Source organism: Mesorhizobium erdmanii USDA 3471, from assembly GCF_000472705.1.
Taxonomy (GTDB): Bacteria; Pseudomonadota; Alphaproteobacteria; order Rhizobiales; family Rhizobiaceae; genus Mesorhizobium; species Mesorhizobium erdmanii.
Window position 1 is genome coordinate 158,932 of sequence record NZ_KI421454.1, and the last position, 22,728, is coordinate 181,659.

Sequence of the window (22,728 nt, forward strand, 5' to 3'; positions counted from 1 at the left end):
GGGTCAACGCAGCCACCCGAGTTTACAGCACATCCAAACTGGAGACCCTGTTGATGACCGAATCCGCTACGGGCTTCATGGACGGAGTTCTGCATGACCCAGAACAGCCAGATCAACGGTCTGGTCCCGCATGGGGTGCAGTCATTTCGCTTGCCTTAGGCACCTTCGGGCTTGTGACGGCAGAGTTTCTGCCTGCCTCCGTGCTGACGCCGCTCGCACATGATCTCTCTATCACCGAGGGTGCAGTTGGACAGGCGCTGACAACGACCGCCATCGTGGGGGCGATCTCGGCGCCGACGATGGCCGTCATCACAAGGCCCCTGGACCGCAGGATTGTCATATGGGCGATGACGCTGCTGCTGATCCTGTCGAACGTTCTATCGGCCGTCGCGGGGTCGCTGCCGGTTCTCCTGGCCGCCCGCGTCGTGCTCGGCATAGCGCTCGGAGGGTTCTGGTCGATTTCGGCAGCGCTGGCGATGCGGCTCGTTCCAAGTCACCTCCTGCGGCGCGCCATGTCGATCATCCTCACCGGCGTTACCGGCGCTACCGTTTGCGCGGCTCCAATCGGCGCCTATGTCGGCGACATCTGGGGATGGCGAACCGCCTTCATGATCGCTGCAGTCGTCGGCGCCGTTACGCTGGTAGTGCAACTCATAACCATTCCGAGGCTGCCTCCGATTGGAGTGACGAGCTTCCGCAGTCTGCTGGATGTGGCCAAGAATCCGATGATCAAAGTCGCGATCTTGGTCGTCCTGTTGGTCGCTTCCGGGCATTTCGCCAGCTTCACCTATATCCGCGCCTTCCTTGAGAAGTTTCCCGCGCTTGATATCGAGACGATCTCGCTCGTGTTGCTCGCCTTTGGCATCGGCGGCTTCTTCGGCAATTTGGCCGGCGCATTCCTGGCCGAGCACAGCCTCAAGGCAGCCGCGGCGCTGCCGCCCCTGCTCATAGCGATGGCCACTGTCTCGCTGCTGACGCTGGGAGCATCGGCTTGGGCCACGGCGATTGCGGTTACCGTATGGGGCTTTGCCTTCGGCGCGGTGCCGGTGGGACTGCAGACATGGATGGTGCTGCACGCCGCTCCCGAACAGGCCGAAAGCGCCGGTGGGCTGATGGCCGCAACGTTCCAGGTGGCCATCGCAGCGGGCGCGATTTTCGGCGGACTGCTGATGGACAATGCCGGCGTCGCCAGTGCCCTTGCGTACAGCGCCGTTGCCTCGTTCCTCGCCGCCCTGACAGTGTTCTTGCTCGGCCCGAAGCGCGAACCTCAGACCACCTGACAGAGAGGCCATCAGTGCAGCGCGGGAAAGATGCAATCATCAGCCGCGCTGTGCGATCCTACGCACGATTTTTGGCGGTTGCAGGCCTCGTCTCCGGGTGATCGGACGCTGTTGTCCGGTCGATTTCGACCGGCGGGGGCGTTTCGAATGATGGTGCCGACGAGAGAAACTAAGAGAGTGCCGAACCGGACCGCCTCGCCGTCGACCGCTCTGGCACGGCGACAATGTCGCTGCAGTGTAGGTATAACCACCTGAATTTTGAAAGATCCTCCAACAGGCGAGAACACGCTACGTGGCCACACGGCCGCTGCTAACCGTCAGAGCGTGCGGTCTATGCAGCTTTGTCTTGCGGCGAGCATCGGGCGGATCGCGCGCCTGATCTCTTACATGAAGCTCGGGGCCGAATATGCCCCGCGGCTTCTGATTCGGCCCGAAATAGTAGGATCGTTCGGCGATATCGTAGTTGTATTCACCAACTGTGATCCAGCCGCGATTGAACGTCGACAGACCCGCGCGGCGGCTTTCCAGCGGCGGAATCTCAAGCGCCGCCTGCCCTTGGTAAGGCGGCTTACCGGAATTCGGCAGGACGACGAGATGAGTTATCTCACGCTCAGGATCCCCGCAATTCGGTGCGGCGCATGGCGAAAACCTTCAGCCTCGCACAGCTTGCGGTAAAAGTACTTCTTCCACTTCACGTTTTTGGTGTTGCCGGCTGCCAGCGTGGGGAAACACGTGGCACGCGTCATGCAAAATCATCGAATGTGCGTCAGACCCAATTTTACACGCCGGTTCGCACCCGTATGAGGCGCTGAGTAAATCGAGACTAAGACCAGGAGTGCCCGCGACTTCACATGCGGGATGCCTCCTGCAACATTATCTGCCGCATCCAGATGCTTGCCGGATCACTGTTGTGAAGGGTGGGCCATTGGACGGCCTCGGTGAACGTGGGTAGTGGCCGCGGAAGTTCGATGATCCGCAGGGGAAAGGTTTTTTTGAAATGCTGAACCAGCCGGAAGGGCATGGTCGCTATACGAGCTGTGCCTGAGACCATCGGCGGAATCATGCTAAAGGCCTGCACGACGATCTCGACACGTCTCTTGAGACCATGCTCAAGCAAAAACTGTTCCTCGATGGAGGGCATCTGGGCACCGCCGACCCTGAACGCAATGTGCTTCATCGATACGTATCTCTCGAATGTAAGCTGCCGTGGCAACTCCTTGTTCGTGGGGCAGCCCACGCACACGAATGTCTCGTCGAACAGCGCCGCTCTTGGATGGGCGCTTGACATGAAAAATTCCGGAAGAATCAGAAAATCGACGTCACCGCGCCGGAGAAGCTCATCGGGGTCGTGGTCGAGCGGCCGCAATTCGAAGCTGACGGCGGGTGCTTCGCGTGCAACCCGCTCCACGACCTTTTCAAAAAACACGAGTGTGGCGAAATCGGAAAGAATGATCCTGAAGCGGCGATCGGATTGAGCCGGATTAAACGGATCCCAAGAAATAATCGAGCATTGGATGTGCAAGAGTGCGCCACGAACTGCGGGAGCGAGTGTTTCCGCACGCGGGGTTAGAACACGTTCGCGGCCGCTCATCGTAAACAGTTCATCGTTGAAATAGTTGCGCAGCCGGGCGACGGCCGCGCTCATGGCCGGCTGACTAAGGTTGATGCTGCTTGCCGCCGCCGTGAGGTTGCGCGCGGTCAGCAGTGCGTCGAGCACGACGAGAAGGTTCAGATCAAGGCCTTTGAAACGCATGCCTCATCTGTCCGTAACGTGGTTGTTTGTCATCGTGACCATTATGGGCGCTCGTTTACGGTCCCACTCAGAGGTGTTGTGTCCCGACCTGCCGCCCGCGCGCGTGGAGGACGTGCTCGTCGTAGTTATGGGGATAGCGCGGCCGATGAGCGAATGGCCGACCGGTACAACAGTCGATCGGATAGGTCCGGAGCTATGAAACATGTCGATTACAGATGCGAATTTTTCACGTGGCTAATTGATTACATATTGAGATTTGAGCGGACTTGGGTGCGGCGGCGCTCCGACAACGATCCGCGACACATATCCGAGGTTGCGCGCAATACTGCGAATTGCCATCGCTATGACGACAATCGCCACTCCAAGCACAGTTGCGAAGGCGATTCTGGTCGTGAGATTCCAGACTTCTCCAAACTGTATCAAATCCATGAGGCGAAACACGGCACCCTGGACCAGGTAAAGCAGCAGCGTGCTTTGACCAAGCTGCACCGCGACAAAGCGAGCTACTCTAGTCGAATAGACAAGTCTCCAGCATTGGAACATAGACTGCATTGCTACCGCAGAAGCCGCCAAAGAGCCAGCGAACATCAGAAAAACTCGTTTAGCTGACTGTTCATCATGAATTAAAACGAGATTGTTGTAGGCATAAGTCTCCTTGCCCCATCCGAGGAAGCATATGAAAGCCGCTATCGAAAATAAGACAACAAAAATCGATTTGTAACGCCAGATGACGCCATTCTGCCATCCGATCGGCTGGGCAAACAGGAACCCTAAACAATAAAATGGGTAAGTGTATTTTAACAACGGGGTTATTGATAACGTGATGGGTGCGAATGCGACCGCAATTGCAGATGCGCTTATGATCCATATCGATAGACGGTTGAAAGTTGTAAGAACTCTAATCAGAATGAACGAAATAAATGCCGCCCATATGAACCAATAGGTTCCAATAACTTCCGTCGGCAAATCCAACAATGTATCAGTCAAACTCTTTGTAGGAAAAATCACTGCGGACTTTAACGTCCAAATCAACGTACACCAAAAAAGCATTGGCAGTAGTAGCTGCATTGCCCGCTCACCGACACCTTGGGCGAACGATTTTCGCAAAATTGCCCCAGAAGAAAGATATCCGCTTATCGCCATAAAGAGAGGCATATGAAACATGTAGATCGACTTGAAATACGGCGACAGCCAGAAAGCGTCGGTGCCATGGTAGATTAAATATTGTAACAAGTGCCCAATTATCACCAAAGTAATGAGTATACCTTTGGCGAAATCAAAGCTTAGGTCTCGGTTGTTTGTCCCTGCTGGGCACGAGCCGTGTCCCTTCGCTCCGGCTCTTATGTGATCAAGCATCAGACTCCAGCCTATCTGTTGCAGTTGCTACTTGCCGTTTCTGGGCACGGCGAGCGGGGTGCAAAGGATCGAAAATCACGCGGATCGCGGCGTGGTATGGAGGGCCGATTGGCTGCAACCGAGCGGACAAAGTCCCAGTGCCTGATCGCAAACCTCGAGCGCATTGGCGGTCGCGATCATGTGTGGCGATGCGAACGCCCGGCACTATGGTCGTCTGGCCGTCTCTGCAGAACCTCTCAAGATGGTTTCGCAACGGGTGCCGAACCATGCCAAAAGCGAATGGAATGCCACGCTGCTGCAGCTCCGGCCGCATGATGCGGATAGAATGACTCATTCCGAGTCTCTCAAGATCCGGATGCATCCTGTACGATCCGAGTTCGCCTACCAAGAAATCAACCTCGCCAACCGTGGAGAAATGGCGCAGCAGGTCCTAGTGAGCTGCTACGCCGTGCACATCAGAGCCGATTGCGCGAACCTTCGGCCCTGCACCGGCCCAGCTACAACCGCCTGAAAGCCCCTGTCGCCCATAGGCCTTTTGGAAGAAGGCGGAGAGTTCGACATGATCGGCTACTTACAAGTCATTTCCCAGCACACGCTGCAGAAGCAGTGGCGTGATCGGGCGCATGTCAAGTGCGGTCATCTATGCAGCGCCCTGGAAGTTTGGTAAAATCGATTGTTTAGATCGCGAGCATCCACGCTATGGATAAGTGAAAGATGCGCTTCAAGGGCCTTGATCTGAACCTTCTCGTCGTGCTCGATGCACTGCTGACCGAGCGGACCCTCACGGCGGCGGCAAGCAGCATCAACCTTAGTCAGCCGGCCATGAGCGCGGCCGTCGCCCGGCTGCGCGACTATTTCAACGATGAACTGTTTACGACGAGCGGCCGCGAACGTGTTCTAACCCCGCGTGCGGAAACACTCGCCCCCGCAGTTCGCAGCGCACTGCTGAACATCCAGTGCTCGATTATCTCTTGGGATCCGTTTAATCCGGCTCAATCCGATCGCCGTTTCAGGATCATTCTTTCCGATTTCGCCACACTCGTGTTTTTTGAAAAGGTCGTGGAGCGGGTTGCACGCGAAGCACCCGCCGTCAGCTTCGAATTGTTGCCTATCGACGACGACCCCGATGAGCTTCTCCGGCGCGGTGACGTCGATTTTCTGATTTTTCCAGAATTGTTCATGTCAAGCGCCCATCCAAGAGCGGCGCTGTTCGACGAGACGCTCGTGTGCGTGGGCTGCTCCACGAACAAGCAGCTGCCACGGCAGCTTACATTCGAGAGATACATGTCGATGAGGCACGTTGCGGTCAAGTTCGGGCGGACGCTGAAGCCCTCAATCGAGGAACGGTTTTTTCTTGAGCATGGTCTCAAGAGACGTGTCGAGATCGTTGTGCAGGCCTTTAGCATGATCCCGCCGATGGTCTCAGGCACAGCTCGTATAGCGACCATGCCCTTCCGGCTGGTTCAGCATTTCAAAAAAACCTTCCCCCTGCGGATCATCGACCTTCCGCTGCCACTACCCACGTTCACCGAGGCCCTTCAATGGCCCGCCCTTCACAACAGTGATCCGGCAAGCATCTGGCTGCGAGAGATATTGCTACAGGAGGCGTCTCGAATGACTTCTCTGGGGGACGCCAAAAGGCGCCCCAGGCAGCCCTAATTTACTCCCGCGTCTCACGCCGGCACTCGCGTCAATAGCCCGTGTCGGAAGAGAGCGATGCTCGCGGCAAGTGCGCCTGCGAGGTCGTCCAGCGGGTGGGCTGCGTCGACAAACGGTGCGAATGAGAAGGGCCCCCCATAGCCGCCATCAAGCAGCGCCCGGATCTGGCTGCCATTGTCGGAACCGACTAGGACGCGATCCGGGTAAATCCAGTGGATCGGATCGTTCACGCTTGAAATGTGGACGAGACCGGTCAGCTCGGAAGAGAAGAACGTCTCCCCGGCAAGCGTGTGGTGGAACGTGTCGTGCACGAGGCGGAAGACGGATTGGCCATCAATGGCGGCAATGGCCTTAGCCGCTTCGTTCTTCGATCGAAGCGAGCAGGTCCGGAAGCCCAGCGGCTCGATGAGACCGATCAGACCGCGCGACTGGAGGATTGGCTTGAGCGCCTTCAAGGCGACGCGGAGATCGCCGCGGCGCTCGACATTGGCGGGCCAGGAGCCGTCGTTGACCGGCACCAGCATGAGCGTCTTGGCTCCGCAGGCCGCTGCATAATCGGCGAGCTTGCTCGCCTCGGCCCTGCGGGCGGGGGTCCACTCATTGAAGCGCTGGAGGGCATTGACGGAAATAATCCCAACGCCTGTGTCGGCGGCCGCAGACCGGACGTCCGCCGCCGGCATGCCGCGTGCAATGGCATTGCTGCCCGGTTGGCTGCGGATCTGGACATCGGTTAGGCCCTGGTCGCGGGCAAAAGCGAAAAGTGCCCTGACGTCAAGTCCGGGCGTCGCCAAATAATCGAGTGCAAAGCGGGGCGATGCTTGGCGCATGGCTTGGCTTTCCTTCCATGAAACGGGCGTCATTCTCGGCTGACTGGCTTCTACCGTGCGTTGATTCGCGAGGGCCAAAATGATGGGCATGAGCGAGGCGAGGGAGTCGTACTCACGTTTCTCTCACGCTATGTTTTTCTCTCATTTATGAGCCGACGTTCACCCAAACGGCGGTGCCGCGCCTCCTGAGACATGGCTTGAATAGGTGCAATGACCGAACTGGCTCGCAGCCATCCAACTGCTTCCGCAAGGTACCCGCCAACCCTGAAAGATGCCCAACCGATCAGATTCAAACTCAAGCAGCAGGGTGTTTCGCCAGAGCGAGGCCGACGCCCAGCGCGATCATCGCGCCGCCTGACGCCTCCCTCAGGCGGCGGATCAACCCGGGACGCGCTGCCGCGCCGTCTTGAATGCCGCTGGCCACGACGGCAACCACGATGTCGGCGAGCGTGTTGAGCGCAATGGACACGGAGCCAAGCACCACGAATTGCAGAGCTATGAGCCCTGCGCTCGGATTCACGAACTGCGGAATGAAGGCGAGGAAGAAGATTGCCGTCTTCGGGTTGAGCGCCTCGACCAGTACCCCTTCACGAAACGCCCGCCGGGGTCCGACTGGACCCACAGCGGCGCCGTCATCGCCGCCAGTCGCTCCCTTGAGGCGGGCGGCTTGAAAGGTGCGAAAGCCGAGCCAGACGAGGTAGACCGCGCCGAACAGCTTTAATGCGGAGAACAGTTCCGAGCTTTCGAGCACGATCGCGGAAACACCTAAGCTTGCGGCGAGGACGTGGATCATGCCCCCCAACCCCGTGCCGAAGCTAGAAGCGATACCTTCCCGACGACCACCGGCGAGCGTGCGCGCGGCAACGTAGAAGATGCCCGGACCGGGGGTGATGGCGAGCACGGAGGCCGCGGCGAGGTACAGGGCGAATGGGGTCAGTTCTGGCATGATGGTCGATTCCGACGAAGATTATTTTGGGATGAGAGCGGCGACGTCGCGGTCAGATGCCCGCTCGCTCGCCGCAAGGCCCGCCGCCACGCCAGCGCGGTCGGCCGCGTTCCGGTTCTGGCTCATTTTGCGCTTGCCCTCCAGCCTCGTGATTGGCATGCGCAGGCCGACGATTCCCCGGAGTTGCGCCTGTACAAAATCCGGCGGCGCGTCCGACACGGCCCAAGGCGAGGCGCGCTCGCCCTCGTGGTGGTCGGTCAGCCGATTCACGACGTCCAGCAGTCTTCCCGCATCCTCGAAGAACTCGACCGGGCCATAGGCGTGGACGGCGACGTAATTCCAGGTCGGGACGACCTTCCCGGTTTCCCGCTTGGTCGCATACCATGCCGGCGTCACGTAAGCGTCCGGCCCCATGAAGATGGCCAAGCCGTCGCCCAGCGGCGGAACACGGCACTGGGGATTGGCCTTCGCCAGGTGCCCGTAGATCACGCCGTGCTCGCCCTCGCTTTCGTCAAGGAAGAGGGGCAGTGGCGTTGCGAGCGGCCCTTCCGCCGTGACGGTAACGAAGTTCGCCAGCAGCGCCGCGCGAATGGTCGCGCGCAGGCATTCCTTGTCGTCGTCGCGGAAAGCGGGAGGGATGTACATCGCGAAACTCCTTGCGTTACCAAGTCAGGTATCGGCAAGCTGGCCCGTTGGAAACAGCCAGTCAGAAGCTATTGAGGTAGTCCAGTTGGTGAAAGATGGCATCGCGCGCCGGATCAGAGCACCGGAATCCCCGGTGCCGGTCACGGTATGCGAATTGCTTGCCAAACCTTTTGGACGCAGCCAGCGATCCCGCAGGGTCGCGCTATGTGAGCCTGCGGCAAGCCCAATGAAATCGATCCAACGCGAAGTGGACCATACATTCAAACAATCGTCGAAGAGTGAACCTACCGGCGGTGCTGGGCCATGCCGAGAGCGTGCGCGGGTCCTCATCGTAGCAGGTGACAACAGACGTCTAGGCTTAGCCAACTGTCGGAGCCGACCAGTTCGTCCGATGTGCTTGTTCGCAGGGCGTAAACGGCCTGTAAGCCTTCATAAGCGAGACCACACAGGTACTGGCTGGGAAAGCAGGTCCATGCGATCTCGCATTTCAGTGATGTTCTGGAAGCGAGCGAATTTCATATCCGCAGGCATCTAATGCAGGAATCAGATTGGACAGCGCCATAACGGTCTGGTTGCGCAGACTGGCTTGAGTGCTCCGTGTCGACTCGTCGGGAGGGCATCCGTCGTGCAAGAGCACGATTGCGCCGGGGCGTATCGAGGCGAGCACTGCATCGACGATCGCGTCGGTGCCGGGGCGCGACCAGTCTCTTGGGTCGATCGACCAATGAAGGGCCGCCAGCCCCGCGATCTCTGAGGCAGTGAACACTTCTTCGCTCCAGGCGCCGTATGGCGCGCGAATGTAGCGGATCGAGGCCTGCGGGCATGCTAGCATGATGGCCTGGTTCGCCTCAAATACCTCACGTTGCACTTCGCCCAAACCGCATTTGGACAGGTCCGGATGAGACATCGTGTGGTTGCCTACCTCATGCCCTTCTGCGATCATTCGCTGGATGAGATCCGGATGCTCTGCGGCGTAAGCACCAATGACGAAGAATGTCGCTGGCACCCGATTTTGCGCCAGCACATCGAGTATCTGTGGTGTGAAACATGGATTGGGACCGTCGTCAAACGTCAGATAAACGCTTCGACGCCCGGTGCCGTCAGCGCATTCACTCTGCACCTCCCATCTGTCATCGAGACGTCTCATAGCTGCGAACCCTTGCGGTCAATTGTTGTACCGGTCGGCCATTCGCAATCGGCATAACCCCGATCCTTGAGGCAGGGGCCTACGCTATCGGGGAGAGCTTGTCGCGAAGAGCCGACGCGATGCAGCTTGCGCCGATCACCGATGTACCTGGTCGAAAAGGGGATCGGCTCGCTTGATGTTCGGCGCAGACCAGGAGGGACACACCAGAAAATGCTCCTCGGAGCCAACGCTTGCATCGACAATCTCGTTAGGGCTGCATCCTTGAATTCTTCCTATGGGACGTTCTGTCGAATCGGCAAAATCGATTGTTTCGATGACAAGCATCCACGTTGCGGATAGATGAGACAAAGGCTTGGATCGCGCGCAACCTCACGGCGGCAGCAGGTCAGCCGGCCATGAGCCCGGCCGTCGCCCGGCCGCGCGACTATTTCAACGATGAACTGTTTATGATGAGCGGCCGCGAATGCGTTCTAACCCGCGTGCGGAACCGTCAGCGTCTCAGAGTCGAGCGACGACGTCCCGCAGCATCTCGACGCCTTTTTCGATCTGCCGGATGCTCAGGGCGGAATAGCCCATGACAAGCCCGACGCGGTCGGCTTCGCCTGCTCCCGACTGCCGATGATAAAGCGGCGAAATCGGGTGCAGACCCAGACCCGCGTATTGGGCAGCTTCGACCAACGCCGTTTCACGCGATCGCGGCAGGTCGTTGAACCATATGACGACGTGCAGTCCAGCCTCTGCCCCCTGGACGGCGATCCGACCTTGAAAACTCCGCTTCAGGGCGGTCAGCAATGCCTCCCGGCGCTCGCCGTTGATGCGGCGCACGCGGCGCACATGGCTTTCATAGCCACCGCTCTCGATCAGAGAGGCCAATGACTCCTGCCCCGCCATCGGAGAGTGCCGGTCGGCAAGCTGCTTGGCGGTTTCGAAAACCTGCAGGAATTCCGCCGGGACGACGAGATAACCGATCCGCAGCATCGGCGAGAGCGTCTTGGAGATGGTGCCGAGGTAGATGACGGCCCCATGATCCTCGAGGCTATGCAGCGGGGGAACGGGGCTGATATCGTAGCGATATTCGCTGTCGTAGTCGTCCTCGATGACATAGGCGCCCTGCTCCCGCGCCCATTCCAGAAGCTGATGCCGCCGCGGGATCGGCATGACGCCGCCGAGCGGAAACTGATGCGAGGGCGTCACATAGGCCAGCCGGGCCGCGACCCCCGCCAGTTGCTCCGTTTGCATGCCGTGATCGTCAACCTCGACGGGAACGGGCGTGGCACCTGTACTGGCAAAGACCTGGCGCGCCATCCTGTAGCAGGGGTCCTCGATGACGAAGCTGTCCCCGGGGTCGAGCAGCAGGCGCGCGCAGAGATCGAGGCCCTGCTGCGAACCATTGACGATGACGATCTGCTCGGGGTCGCAGCGCACAGTACGGGCGCGCCAGAGATAGCCCTGAAGCGCTTGGCGGAGCCGGCTCGAACCGCACGGATCGTCATAGGCGAGCCGTGCCGGCCGCTGCGCCATCGCCGCGTTCATCGCGCGCTTCCAAACCGATGCGGGGAAATCTGAGGGCGCCAGGACGCCATATCGGAAATCAACCTTCAGCGTGTTCGGCAGGTAATCCGGCCAGCGCGGAGTACCACGCAGCCGTTCGCCATAGCTTGACAAGTGAACCGGGCCGAACCGTTTTGGGGGATTGGCGGTCAGCTCATGTCCCAGCAGTGAGGATGCGACACGAGGGCGCGCGCCTTGACGGATGTCGATGAAACCTTCCGCGGCCAGCTGCTCGTAGGCGACGGTGACGGTCGTTCGCGAGACTCCAAGTTCCTCGGCGAGACCACGGGAGGACGGCAGCTGGCTGCCGGTGCCGTAAACGCCTCTGAGGATCTGCTCGCGAAGCGCTTCGTAGATCTGGCGCGCGCCCATGCCATGCGAGCGGGTTGAAGCACCGGGACCTGGAGACTGGACCATTTCTTTTCCTGCCAACTGGACATTCCATATCAACCAGTTTGCAGCCACTCAATCCGAAAGCCAAGGTCTGAAGCCGATGCCCGAGACCGCAATCCAGGACCGGTAAACTGGCACAGTCTGCGAACGATGCCAAATTCGGCTTCGCTACCCGCGCGATCCATCACGGCTACGATCCGGCTGGTTTCCCAATGCCGTTCAACCACTCGTCTTCCTGAGCTCGACCTACGATCGAAAGCGTTGCGGCGAATGAGGCCGCCGCCGGCGGCGCAATCCTCGGCGACGCGGAAGCCCCTCCACACGCTGTACGAAACGGGCTTGCGCTACATCACCGGCGCGGCGCTCTCGCCCATGTCAGCCTTCCTGGTTCTGCGCGGGCTGAAGAAACTCTCACGCTTCGCATCGAATCGCCAACGCTAACCGCGCGGGGGCCTTGACCAACAGATCTCGGCTTCCTGAAGAAAACGCCGGCGAAATCCGCAATGGCGTGATGATTGGAGGCCGAAGGGTCAAGCGGCGCTAAGACATGATCGTCGCCCCACCGACGCATTTTGCCAAAAGTATCTCAACGACGAATATGCCGGGGCCGCCGCCTTATTCTGCGAGCGGCCCAGCCGGCTCGCACGTCCCGTCCCGTCCGCTATGCGTGACACCAGGCTGATGCCGGAGACCGTAGGCAGTCACCGAACCCGGTACGCCGTCGAGAAACGACAAATTGGTGCTGTCTTGAGCCACCAGCAAGCAAATCCATTACTGATCCTCGACTGCCATAAGCGTTAGATGGGTTGAGCATGCATGCTCGCAGCAGATGCAATCGTCAGGACCCTTGCCTCAGCCGATGGATGGGGCACAGTCATATGAAGATGCTTGGACAGACCGGTGTTTCGGCAGCTGTTATCTGTCGTCCAGCGATTGGCATCAGTTTTGATGGACGCGAGCAGCTTGCGAGGGACGCATGCGAACGCGGCGCTGCTCCCACAATCGTCGCAGTTCTCCTGTGAGAGTCTCGCGCTGGGCCTGATCCAGCGTAATTGTATCGAGGAGATCCGCGAGCACGGCTTCGCCTTCGATCCGCGTCAGCATATCGAACAACTCATGTGAAATACGCGCACAGTCACGGCTGGAGTGATCCGTTCGGATTTCGCAGACGGTCTCCTGGCGATCCTGCGCCGTGTATGCGCGGACTTTATGCAGGGATACATAAGGCGGCAATGAAACCGCGAGCGCAGTCCAATCCTCCAGCGTTGCGGCCCGTTTTTTGACGAGGAACGGCCCGACCACAAGTCCATCCAGCTCTGTCGTCAGGAACGTGGCAATCGAGTCTGCAACGGAATCAACGATCGGCTCGGCATTGTTGTTGAAGGACGTATTGAGCAGAATTGGGATGCCAGTGCGTTGCTTGAAGGCATTGATGACGTCCCAGTAGGCCGGACTGGCCTTGCGCGATACTGTTTGCAGCCGAGCCGTACCGTCGACGTGCGTGATGGCGCCGAGCAAACCACGCTTGGAATCGCGCACACGAACCACGAAATTCATGAAGGGAAATTCGCACGCACTGCCTGGGAGGTCGAAAAATTCGCGCGCATCCTCCTCCAGCACTGACGGGGCGAACGGGCGATACCCTTCCCGCTTCTTGACCATGGCGTTGATCCGGTCCTTGTTTGTGGCGGGCCTGGGGTCGGCAAGAATGCTGCGATTTCCGAGCGCGCGCGGCCCGAACTCCGAACGACCTTGCACCCAGCCGATCACGGCGCCACCGGCCATCCACTCGGCTGCCCTATCCGCCACCGCCTCAGTGCGTTCAAACTCCAGGTGCCCCGCCCAAGCCTTTAGTTCCTCCTCGACAGCGTGATCGCTCGCGAGATCCGGCCCCCAATAAACCTCCTGCAATCGCGCACGCGGCGCGGGGCGGCCCAGCTCACCAGACACGATTAGTGCGGCGCCTAATGCGCAGCCAGCGTCATGCGATGCGGGCTGCACGAAAATGTCTTCGAAAAGTCCTGAATAGAGCAGCTTGCCGTTCACGGAGCAATTGTGCGCAACGCCGCCGGCCAGGCACAACCGCGTCATCCCGGTGGCCTCACGATGATGCCGAAGAATGTGAAACACGATGCGTTCGAGCGCTTCCTGTAACGACGCACTCACATCTTTATGCTGCTGGGTGAATGGCATTCCCTTTTGCCGGACCTGAATGGTGCGAAGCAAAGTCGGACCGATGCGGTCCAGGTGGACCCGATACTCGCCGCTTGCAGACAGTTCATAGAACTGCTCGAAAAGCTCGCGATAGGGAACGGGATCGCCGTAGGGGGCAAGCCCCATTACCTTATATTCATCGAACAAGCCGTAGCCGAGATACCGGATCACCTCGAGATAAAATAGCCCAAGGGAATTGCTCTCTGGGAAAGTCGCGAGTTGCGAAATTTCAGTACCAGATCCTACCGCCACGAGGCCCGACAGGAAATCACCAGAGCCATCGATCGCGAAAATCAGACTTTGCTCGAAGCCCGACATTGCAAAAGCGCTGACGGCGTGCGCCTGATGATGACTTACGAATGAGATACGCGAAGGGTCGAGTTCGGTACCGAACTCCTGCGCCAATAGCTGCTGCACCAAAAGTTTGGCATCCAACGGAATGGAGGCGTCGGGCTCGGAAGCAAGCATGTTTTCGAGCATGGCGTTGCAATAGGCTTCGGTAGCGTAGTACGCCACATGATCGATTTCGCTGAGCTGAACCCCAGCGGCTGAAAGACAGTATTGAACCGAACTGATTGGGAGCTTGTTGGAGTGTTTGATCCGATTGAGGCGTTCCTCTTCTACGGCCGCAATGACCTGTCCGTCTCGGACGAGTACCGCAGCGCCATCGTGCATGAATGAGTTCGGAACCTGGAATCTGTTTTCATAGACTTTGTCTAATCCGCCGCTCAATCCTAGACACAGCATCTCGCTCTCCATTTGTCGTACAGGAAGACTGAATTGGCCTTCTCAAGGCCGTTTGATCAAAAACACAGGCTGCGTTGTCGTTCGCCGGCGCGAACGCCAGTCAGACATCGCCAACCTCAAAGAAATTCTCTTCCGCCGGGGATCAACATGAGATCCTGTGATCGAGGTGCCGGGCGGCCCAGTTGATAGATTGAGTGGATGCCACCGAAGACCCTGGGTGGCATGCCGATTTCTGTTGGCGATGTCGCTTATTGGCAGCACGAAGTCCGTTGCGCATTGCTTATCTCCCTCTCTTTCGCGTCAGCGCATGAGTCGGCGGCGCAACAGCGCCATCGAGAGGAAGAATGGCAACAGCGCGTACAGGCCGAGCACACCGACATGCAGGGCAATGCCGCCGATCGGGCGATCAAGCATAACCGGACGAATGAGGTCGATCGCATGTGACAGCGGCATGCATCGCGCTATCTGCTGAAACGCGTGAGGCAGCTGATCCGATGGGAAAACGGCGCCCGACAGGAACATCATAGGTGTGAGGACAAGCGTCTGGTAAAACACGAAGTAATCGTAGCTGGGCGAAAGCGCGGTGACGACCATCGCGAGGCTCGCAAACACGCACCCAGTGAGAGCAATGATTGGCAGCGCATAGAGGACGGACGGCCAGGCTGCATAACCCAACGTTGCGGTGACAATGGTGATTGCCGTACCGGCCAAGAAGGCCTTGGTGGCTGCCCACGCCAGTTCACCCAGAACGATGTCGCCGAGGGTAACGTGCGTATACAACATTGCTTCCCAAGTGCGCTGAGAGTGCATGCGAGCGAAAGCCGCGTACAATGTTTCCATGGTAGAGGCGGTCATCGCACTTACCGCGACCATGCCGGCCGCCAAAAAGGCAATATAGGACGCACCGTCGACGCGGCCGACCATTATGCCGAGGCCGGTGCCTAGGCCGAAAAGATAGATCATAGGATCGGCAAGGTTTCCGAGAATCGTCACGAGTGAGACTTTCTTCCATGCCAGATAGTTGCGGCGCCACACCGCAACCCAGTTCCACGCATTGGCCGGCAGCGCCGCCGCAAAACCTTCAATCATCGTTCACTCCTCCATCTCGCGCCCGGTCAGCCGCAAGAAAACATCCTCGAGATTGGCTGGACGCAGAAGAAGACGCAGACCTGCTCGCCCCTGCAGTTGCGTGCGCACCTGGTCAGGGTCTGGCGCATAGCAATAAAGGGTTTCGCCGCTGACCTCGATGCGCTGGGAATGTGGCTTGACCAGCGACAGCAACTCGTGCGGATCGCCGCCATAAATCTCCATGACCTGGCATCCGATATGCTCGTCGATCAGCGCCTGCGGGCCGCCTTCGGCGATGTTGCGGCCCTTTTCGAGCACGCATAGCCGATCGCATAATCGCTCAGCCTCTTCCATGAAATGCGTCGTCAGGATAATCGTCTTGCCGCGTGTCAACAGGGCGCGCAGCCGCTCCCAGATCAGGTGGCGCGCGTGCGGATCGAGGCCGGTTGTCGGCTCGTCCATCACGATGAGCTGGGGGTCGTTGATCAACGCCCGCGCCATCGTCAGGCATCGCTTCATGCCGCCGGACAGTTCCGAGACGCGCGCATCCGCCTTGCGCTCGAGGCGAGCGAACTCGAGAAGCGACGGGATGACCGCTTCGCTCTGACGTGTGCTCATGCCGAAGTAGCGTCCGAACACCAGCAAGTTCTCGCGTACGGTCAATTCCTGGTCAAGATTGTCGAATTGCGGGACCACGCCAATGCCCCTGCGTGCCAGCCGAGCGCGCGCCGGCACTGGGACGCCGAGCACCGTGATCGCGCCCGCGTCAGGGCATGTCATGCCGAGGAGCATACGCGCAATCGTGCTTTTGCCTGCCCCGTTTGGTCCGAGGAGGCCGAAACACTCTCCCGACGCAACGGAGAACGACAGTTCGTCGACAACGACCTTGTTCCCATACGACTTGGTTACGCCGGCAAAATCGACTGCCACGGTTGACGCAGAGTCAGGCACGGAGCTTTTCGCGCTTGTTTGCCCGTGAGACTCCCGTTCGATCGCAGGAGTCTCGAGCCGCCGCAATTCCTCTGGGCCCAACTTACGCTTCAACACTTGATGTTTCTGGTCCTGGCTCAAAACTCTTCCACCTAAGGTCACGTGACTATTGCTGTTCGCTGTAAGCTGCGTCAGATCCAACCAAGTCGGGCTTTGGAATGCTGCCGCCGGTGTCTGGCACGTTGGCCGCAGAGCTTCGCGACAACCAATCGCTATTGCTCAAAGTACACAGCGCGTATGCTTTCAAAGGGAGCAGGAGAAAGATGTTGATGACTGTGTGGAGCGAGAATCCGAGAAATCGAAGTTGGCGCGCACGAAACGCTGCCACGCTGCAGCGAACTATAGTCATGGCTGCAATCATCAGGCATGCCGTCCAAGGCGCAGTACCTGTCGTTACGAATTGCGCGACCCCCGCCAGAATCGACAAAGAGAGCAATAATGGGCCAATATTCTGGCCAATCACGTCCAATGTGAGATAAATATTAAGGCCGCGCAGCAGTTGGAACGCCAGCAACGTGTCACGGAAAGTGCTCCGGGCCCAGCGAAGCTGTTGGCGCAGATAGGGACCCATGCTGTTGGGAACGACTGTTGCCGCGACGGCCTCCGGGACATACTCTGTTCGAAAGCCTGCTTTCAGCATCAGGATCGTAAGGTGGCGGTCCTCGCCGAAGTCGCTCGGCTTCCCTCGAAAGCGCTGCGTCTCGTACTGGTCCAGCAGCGAAACAAGCGCGGATCGCCGGTACATGGCACACGGACCGCAGCAACACATGACGGCACCGAACCGAGCCTGCGCTGCCCGCTCTTCGTTGCAGGCGAGCCAGTATTCCATGTCAATCAACCGCGTCAGCCAAGTTTCACTGCGATTGCTAGCCGCCAACTGGCCCATGGCGGCGCCGACCGCTTGATCTTGCATCTTTAGCGCAAGCCTGGTGATGACGTCCGGCGCGAGGATCGTGTCCGAATCTACATTGAGCACCAAATCTCCGCACGAGCGGCGAATGGCGGCAATCTGCGCCTTGCGCTTTCCGACATTCTTTGGGAGCGCAATGAAGTTGAACCTCGGGTCGCCCGCGTATTTCTCGTGTACACCCACGAGGGCATCGCGGTTTGCAGAACCGTCATCAACGACATAGACCTGCAGTTTGCCGGCGTATTCCTGACTTGCAATGGAAGCCAGGCAGTCCGAGAGGGTGCGAGGCGCCTCGTTGTAGCACGGGATAATGACATCGACGCTCGGCCAAGGCTCACCGCCGGGCGGGTCGCCCGAGGTCGGCGCTACGTTTGTAGGCAGGGTATAAAACACCTGCGCGGTTTTGTAGACGGTCGACAGCAGCGCATAAGAGCAGATGGCAACAGTACTGGCTGTGGCAAACAGGGTCATGAGATGTCAGATTCTTCAGTGGATTTGAGGGAAGCGGACGGATAACAGATCCGCGGTCATAGCTCTGGACCGTTCCGATCGATCAAAGTGCCGGCCGGCCACTCGCTCATCGAGCGTCCAATTGGGAGCACCATGAGGAGTACGTCGTCGTCGACTCGCGTCGTGTAAGGCAGATCGGGGTACACATCCGGGAGGGTTGAACGCACGCGAACGCCCGTCAGAATGTTCGCCAAGCCTTTGCGGCAGAACCTCCCAACATGGTTCCGGAGCGCTTGCCGAACCGTGCCGAAAGCGAATGGAACGCCAAGCTGCTGCAGCACTGGATACATGACGCTAATCGAATGGCCGATTCCCAGCCCCTCAAGATCCGGACGCACCCCGTATAGACCGAGTTCAGCGACCAGCAGATCAACGTCGCCAACTTTGATGCATCGGCGCAGCACGCCCATGTGAGCCGCGACCCCGTGCACATCATAGCCGATTGCGCGGACCTCCGGCCTTGCACCGGCCCAACTTCGACCGCCTTCGAATTGCTTTCCATTGAAGGCTCCGGTCGGCTCATAGGTCTTCCGGAAGAACTCAGAGAGTTCGAGGTGATCGGAAAGCTGCAACTCATTTTCCCAGCACAACCTCCACTGCACGTTATTGCGCATGCGAAGACTTCCTCTTTTTTTGCGTTCTTTTGTGCACCTCACGCGGTAGAGCAACGGCGGCGCATGTCATGTGGAGGTCTATGAACGACCCCCCCAGATTGGTAAAATTGATTGTTTAGATCGAGAGCATCCACGCTATGGATGCTGAAACCATGCGTTTCAAAGGCCTTGATCTGAACCTTCTGGTGGTGCCCGATTGGCCCCGATAGCGGCGACGCACCGATGGCAGCTGGCGGTGACACAACCTGCCTCAAGAGCGGCCGCCAGCGGCGTGGCTGCGCCTCGTGGCGAAGCAGCGATCAAGTGGAGGATGGGCCCGATAGGCGTCAGCAAACGCGGCGACCGTTGACGCACGATCGCGCAGCTCTGGATCGCCGGCGGCAAACAGGTTCCGCGAAGCCTGTGGCTCAACAAGTTGCGGCAAGGCGGCATGCCAATGACGCGATGGTCGCGCTCGCCAACAGCAATCGTCTGGTCAATGCTCTCGAGTGTCGCCTGTCAACCGGACTGTCGGCGAAAGCACCTGGAGCGGGAAGGAGGACGCGCCCGGATGGCGCTACTTCGAACGAATTGTTTGAGGTTTTGGCCGACTGAAGTGCGCGAAGGGGCTGGTCCCAAACTCTTAGATCCCGCGCCCCATCAAAGATCGCCGCACACAGAAAAGGCAGCCTAAGGAGCGTCAGCACTTGCGCCGGCCGAAGGGTCGGGACGCGGGACTGACTGCAACGACGAGATCGGTTAAAAGGGCAGCCGTAGGAGTGGCAGCATAGCGCCGCCGAAGGCGGGACACGGGACCGACGGCCCCCAACGAGGAGTGCCGCTTTCCCGGCTAGGGATCGTCAACCACCTGGGCCGAAACACCTTTGAGGTTCGGTGGCGGCAGCCGTAGAGCCCGTCCCGCATAGGGAGCCATGCAAAATAAGGACTTCGCTTCATTTCGGTATTTATGGGTCATTTATTGGGTAAACCCGTTTCTTGATTTTTTGGGTATTTTTTTTATATGACGCTGAAGACAGATTCCGTGCAAATTACCCCCCAAATCCTTACCCTCGTCTCGGAGATTGACGAATTCAAAGGGGCTTCGCGGGCTGTTGGCACGCTCGCGCCAGAGCGCCTATCGGCTTTGCGCCGTGTTGCGACCATCGAGAGCATTGGCTTTTCTATCCGTATCGAAGGAAGTAAGCTCACCGCCGTTGAAGTCGAGCGGCTGCAACAGGATGAGCTCATCGCGGCGCCTACAAGACATTCGCAAACAATGTGAGTGCGTTCGATGCCGACGGGAACGAGATCGGCGTCATCTTCGAAACGGCGACGCCTTTCGATACGCCGAAGCGGATGAAGGAACTTATCGAGTGGACGCGTGGTACACTCAACGAGCAAAGCCTGCATCCCTTGCTCGTGGTGGCGATTTTCATCGTGGTTTTTTTGGAAATCCACCCATTCCAGGACGGCAATGGAAGGCTGTCGCGCGTTCTGACGCCGCTCCTGCTGATGCGCAGCGGCTATGCATATGTACCCTACTCTTCACTCGAAAGCGTGATTGAGAACAGCAAGGAGGGTTATTATCTGGCGCTTCGTTTCATCAGGAAGCGGAAATCGGCTTTTGGAAGCGGGCCAGCAGGCAGTCTTCATTGATCGACGCGCCCCGGCACTCGATGCACTCGATCTCGGTCAACGATTCGTTCAGCATGGCGATAGTGGTCTCTGCACCAGCAGCGTGCCCCCAGCGTTGGCAATTGGCGTCACGTGCCGACCCGAAGACCAGCTGCCCACCTGGCGCAAGCAGGCCTACCAGGTTGCGGACTGCCGCGCCGATCTGAACGAGGCCTCCGACGTAGTAAAGAACTTCCGCCACGACGATCAGGTCGAACAGTTCATCACTCGAAAATTGTTGAACATCGGAGATTATCCAGCTGATGTGCGGCGGCTCCTTCACGCGTAAACGTGCTCGCGTAATCGCTGGCTCGACGACATCGATCACAGTGAGCCGCTGGCAAATGGGGGCTAGCCGTTCCGTAAAAGCGCCAGCAGCGCACCCGACTTCGAGCGCATTTGCGACTCGACCTTGCGCAAGTGACAAAAGGAGAATTTGCGTGTGGCGCTCCCGCTCGAACGGGTTGCCATCGAGCCGCCATGGATCGTCTGCGGCCATTTCTCGATTCAGCAGTTCATGATCGATTTTATGGGTCAAATTCCCACCTCGCTAAGGCAGCAATCACCGGCGCTGCAAATGCCGTCAGATGTCGCTAGCGTCGGGACCCGGGCACACCAATTCTGAGAAGCGGGGCCGCTTCCTGCACCGGGCAGACCTGCGGGCCGAGGCACTTGATTTCGGTCACGCTCCTAATAGGGTCCGCAGGATTGGCAAATTGATTGTTTGGATGTAACCATCCACGCCGTAAACACATTGAGGGCCGAATTGGGCGTGGCTGGGTCCACGTCTGTGTGGCGCCGGCCGACACACTGCTCACATCGCACCACACTCGCCCGCCTGCTACGACGCCAGCACGCTGACGATGATCCTATGATGACTGCGGTTCACCGTCTCAACATGGCCGCAATGCCATGACGGACAAAGGGAAGATGTTGGCCGAGGCGCAGCCCCAGATGCCTTGCAAGCCGTGCCGCCGGATGCTCGCTTGAGTAGAGCCCGACGAGAATATTCGTAGCATGGTAGAGCGGCGCCGCCGACAGGCGCAGTCGGCTTTCATATCTGTGGAGCATGTCGGGATCGGCAATGTCGCGACGGTCGCGCCATGCTGTCTGGATACCACGGGCGAGCTGCTTCTGGCCGCCGAGGCCGATGTTGAAGCCATGCGCGGTCACCGGGTGCATGCCGATGGCAGCGTCGCCGATCAATGCGGCGCTCGGCGCCCGGAACCTGTGCGCCCAGGTCGTGGCCAACGGATAGATATAACGTTGGCTTGCCAGGCTCATGGTGCCGAGGCGCCCTCGACAGCGCTTTGTCAACTCCCTCAGGAACAACTCGTCGTCGAGGGCAAGCAGTCCGTCGGCCTGGTTTGAGGGCAAAGTCAAAAGCAGCGACGACACGCCTGGCGCGAGGGGCAACATCGCTATCGTCTGATGGTGATCGAACCATTCGATCGCGATCTGGTGGTGGGGGCGCTCGTGCCTCACCCGGCAAATCAGCATGGAGTTGCCAAGCCGATTGATATCGGCGCCGATGCCGAGCAGATTGCGGGTGGCGGAAAAACGCGAATCGGCTGCAACGAGAAGCCGAGCGCTCAGCTGCCTGCCATTGGAGAGCGTTATCACTGCTCTTTGACGGCTGTTTGTTGCACGCACGACCGAGTGGCCGCACAGCAGCCGGGCGTGGCCCTGCAAGCGGATGATCTTGAACAGGGCATCGCGGATCTGGCAATTCGGGACCAGAACGCCCAGTGGTTCCGCGGATCCGCCGGGGGAATCGAAACGCAACGCAAACGGGCTCGATCCGTTGAGGACGCGTGCGCCTTGAAGCGGTGACTTGTCCGAAGCGGAGATAACATCCCAGGCGCCGAGCTCGCGAAGGATTCCAATCGAGGCGTGGGTGAGCGCGATCTCGCGGCCGTCGAAAGCCGGACTTGCCAGTCTTTCCAGGGACTGCCCTTCCACAACCGCCAGTTTGAGCTGGCTATGGGCAAGCGATGCGGCGAAGGAAAGTCCGACCGGCCCGGCGCCCACGACAATAATGTCGAAGCTGTCGTCACAGCCGGCCATCAGCGTGCCGCCAGCGCGTCGGTTCTCTTCGTGAGATGTTGGGGGAGCCGAGCCACATGTCGTGCATCGATTGCGCTGTGATCTATTGCCCGCATCGCCTCAAGCGCGTTTCTCACGTCGGTTCCTGGCTGGTGAAGCGTCATTTGCCTGCTGTATGATCTGGATTGTCAAGACGTTGGGAGCGACGGCAGACTGTCGGTCAGCCCATGCGTTTTTCCCGTGAAGGACTGGGCGATCAAACCACGCCGACAAGGGCGTGGCCTTGATCTGGGTCAGTCGGGGCCGAACCGGCGTCAGATGACATCGATCCAATCCAGTCATGCGCCAGCTGATCCCATGGCGACGCCATGGCACCAGCCAGCGCAAGCGAGAACCAGGCGGCTGATCTGGTAAGGCTG

At 59.1% G+C, this 22,728-nt stretch carries 20 protein-coding genes and 2 pseudogenes; 5 read left to right on the plus strand and 17 right to left on the minus strand.

Translation table 11 applies throughout. The annotated features are described in order from the left end of the window. Positions 1–53: 53 nt before the first annotated feature. Entirely contained in the window at positions 54–1,280 is a 1,227-nt protein-coding gene (locus tag A3AU_RS0131160; protein WP_027056366.1) for an MFS transporter, read from the plus strand. Between the two features lie 621 nt (positions 1,281–1,901). Here A3AU_RS0131160 and A3AU_RS1000000138495 read toward each other — a convergent pair. After that, positions 1,902–2,017, minus strand: a pseudogene (locus A3AU_RS1000000138495) (nitrogen fixation protein NifQ); the annotation flags it as partial. Between the two features lie 110 nt (positions 2,018–2,127). Further along, positions 2,128–3,033: a LysR family transcriptional regulator gene (locus tag A3AU_RS0131170; protein WP_027056367.1), complete on the minus strand. Its 906-nt coding sequence runs from the start codon at positions 3,031–3,033 to the stop codon at positions 2,128–2,130. 43 nt (positions 3,034–3,076) lie between these two features. Here A3AU_RS0131170 and A3AU_RS1000000140605 point away from each other — a divergent pair, with 43 nt between their 5' ends. After that, complete coding sequence (locus A3AU_RS1000000140605) at positions 3,077–3,232, plus strand: GNAT family protein (protein WP_272481108.1); 156 nt, start codon at positions 3,077–3,079, stop codon at positions 3,230–3,232. Between the two features lie 35 nt (positions 3,233–3,267). Here A3AU_RS1000000140605 and nolL read toward each other — a convergent pair whose 3' ends face one another. Further along, positions 3,268–4,389 carry a nodulation factor fucose acetyltransferase NolL gene (gene nolL / locus A3AU_RS0131175; RefSeq protein ID WP_027056368.1) on the minus strand — a complete coding sequence of 374 codons (1,122 nt, stop codon included), beginning with the start codon at positions 4,387–4,389 and terminating at the stop codon, positions 3,268–3,270. After that, positions 4,382–4,945, minus strand: a pseudogene (locus tag A3AU_RS1000000138505) (GNAT family protein); the annotation flags it as partial. The gene nolL and the pseudogene A3AU_RS1000000138505, both read right to left, overlap by 8 nt. Before the next feature lie 158 nt (positions 4,946–5,103). On the opposite strand from A3AU_RS1000000138505, the gene A3AU_RS0131185 reads away from it, so the two are divergent. After that, positions 5,104–6,048: a LysR family transcriptional regulator gene (locus A3AU_RS0131185; protein ID WP_027056370.1), complete on the plus strand. Its 945-nt coding sequence runs from the start codon at positions 5,104–5,106 to the stop codon at positions 6,046–6,048. 14 nt (positions 6,049–6,062) lie between these two features. Here A3AU_RS0131185 and A3AU_RS0131190 read toward each other — a convergent pair whose 3' ends face one another. The 11 genes from A3AU_RS0131190 to A3AU_RS0131245 form a co-directional block, all read right to left on the minus strand. Then, a complete protein-coding gene (locus A3AU_RS0131190) occupies positions 6,063–6,875 on the minus strand; it encodes a TIM barrel protein (protein ID WP_161633554.1) in 813 nt (270 codons plus the stop codon). Positions 6,876–7,170: 295 nt separating this feature from the next. Then, on the minus strand, positions 7,171–7,821 hold the full coding sequence (locus A3AU_RS0131195; protein ID WP_027056372.1) for a LysE family translocator: 651 nt from the start codon (positions 7,819–7,821) through the stop codon (positions 7,171–7,173). Positions 7,822–7,842: 21 nt separating this feature from the next. Beyond that, entirely contained in the window at positions 7,843–8,466 is a 624-nt protein-coding gene (locus A3AU_RS0131200; RefSeq protein ID WP_006328898.1) for an FMN-binding negative transcriptional regulator, read from the minus strand. Positions 8,467–8,953: 487 nt separating this feature from the next. Further along, the gene (nodB, locus tag A3AU_RS0131205) at positions 8,954–9,613 is read right to left on the minus strand and encodes a chitooligosaccharide deacetylase NodB (RefSeq protein WP_027056373.1); all 660 of its coding nucleotides are present in this window, start codon (positions 9,611–9,613) and stop codon (positions 8,954–8,956) included. A 498-nt stretch (positions 9,614–10,111) separates the two neighbouring features. Beyond that, the gene (pdxR, locus tag A3AU_RS0131210; RefSeq protein WP_010913827.1) at positions 10,112–11,581 is read right to left on the minus strand and encodes a MocR-like pyridoxine biosynthesis transcription factor PdxR; all 1,470 of its coding nucleotides are present in this window, start codon (positions 11,579–11,581) and stop codon (positions 10,112–10,114) included. A gap of 637 nt (positions 11,582–12,218) precedes the next feature. Beyond that, positions 12,219–12,371, minus strand: a complete 153-nt coding sequence (locus A3AU_RS1000000139320) for a nodulation protein NodZ (protein ID WP_418001088.1) — start codon at positions 12,369–12,371, stop codon at positions 12,219–12,221. 125 nt (positions 12,372–12,496) lie between these two features. After that, complete coding sequence (locus A3AU_RS0131220) at positions 12,497–14,518, minus strand: carbamoyltransferase family protein (protein WP_027056374.1); 2,022 nt, start codon at positions 14,516–14,518, stop codon at positions 12,497–12,499. A gap of 300 nt (positions 14,519–14,818) precedes the next feature. Then, entirely contained in the window at positions 14,819–15,607 is a 789-nt protein-coding gene (locus A3AU_RS01000000136450) for an ABC transporter permease (protein WP_032918482.1), read from the minus strand. Between the two features lie 3 nt (positions 15,608–15,610). Further along, a complete protein-coding gene (gene nodI, locus A3AU_RS0131235) occupies positions 15,611–16,633 on the minus strand; it encodes a nodulation factor ABC transporter ATP-binding protein NodI (RefSeq protein WP_081709736.1) in 1,023 nt (340 codons plus the stop codon). A 49-nt stretch (positions 16,634–16,682) separates the two neighbouring features. Next, the gene (gene nodC, locus A3AU_RS0131240) at positions 16,683–17,957 is read right to left on the minus strand and encodes a chitooligosaccharide synthase NodC (protein ID WP_027056376.1); all 1,275 of its coding nucleotides are present in this window, start codon (positions 17,955–17,957) and stop codon (positions 16,683–16,685) included. Between the two features lie 56 nt (positions 17,958–18,013). Then, positions 18,014–18,610 (minus strand): NodA family N-acyltransferase, encoded by a 597-nt coding sequence (locus A3AU_RS0131245; protein ID WP_027056377.1) that lies wholly within the window; start codon positions 18,608–18,610, stop codon positions 18,014–18,016. A 1,000-nt stretch (positions 18,611–19,610) separates the two neighbouring features. Here A3AU_RS0131245 and A3AU_RS1000000140610 point away from each other — a divergent pair. Together A3AU_RS1000000140610 and A3AU_RS1000000140615 are read left to right on the plus strand one after the other, a co-directional pair. Further along, positions 19,611–19,871: a hypothetical protein gene (locus A3AU_RS1000000140610; RefSeq protein ID WP_027056378.1), complete on the plus strand. Its 261-nt coding sequence runs from the start codon at positions 19,611–19,613 to the stop codon at positions 19,869–19,871. Then, complete coding sequence (locus tag A3AU_RS1000000140615) at positions 19,868–20,245, plus strand: Fic family protein (RefSeq protein WP_027056379.1); 378 nt, start codon at positions 19,868–19,870, stop codon at positions 20,243–20,245. Before A3AU_RS1000000140610 ends, A3AU_RS1000000140615 begins: the two co-directional genes overlap by 4 nt. Here the strand turns inward: A3AU_RS1000000140615 and nodS are convergent. After that, entirely contained in the window at positions 20,193–20,762 is a 570-nt protein-coding gene (nodS, locus tag A3AU_RS1000000138515) for a nodulation methyltransferase NodS (protein WP_081709737.1), read from the minus strand. The genes A3AU_RS1000000140615 and nodS overlap by 53 nt on opposite strands. A gap of 386 nt (positions 20,763–21,148) precedes the next feature. After that, complete coding sequence (ubiM, locus tag A3AU_RS0131270; RefSeq protein ID WP_027056382.1) at positions 21,149–22,330, minus strand: 5-demethoxyubiquinol-8 5-hydroxylase UbiM; 1,182 nt, start codon at positions 22,328–22,330, stop codon at positions 21,149–21,151. Positions 22,331–22,728 lie beyond the last annotated feature (398 nt).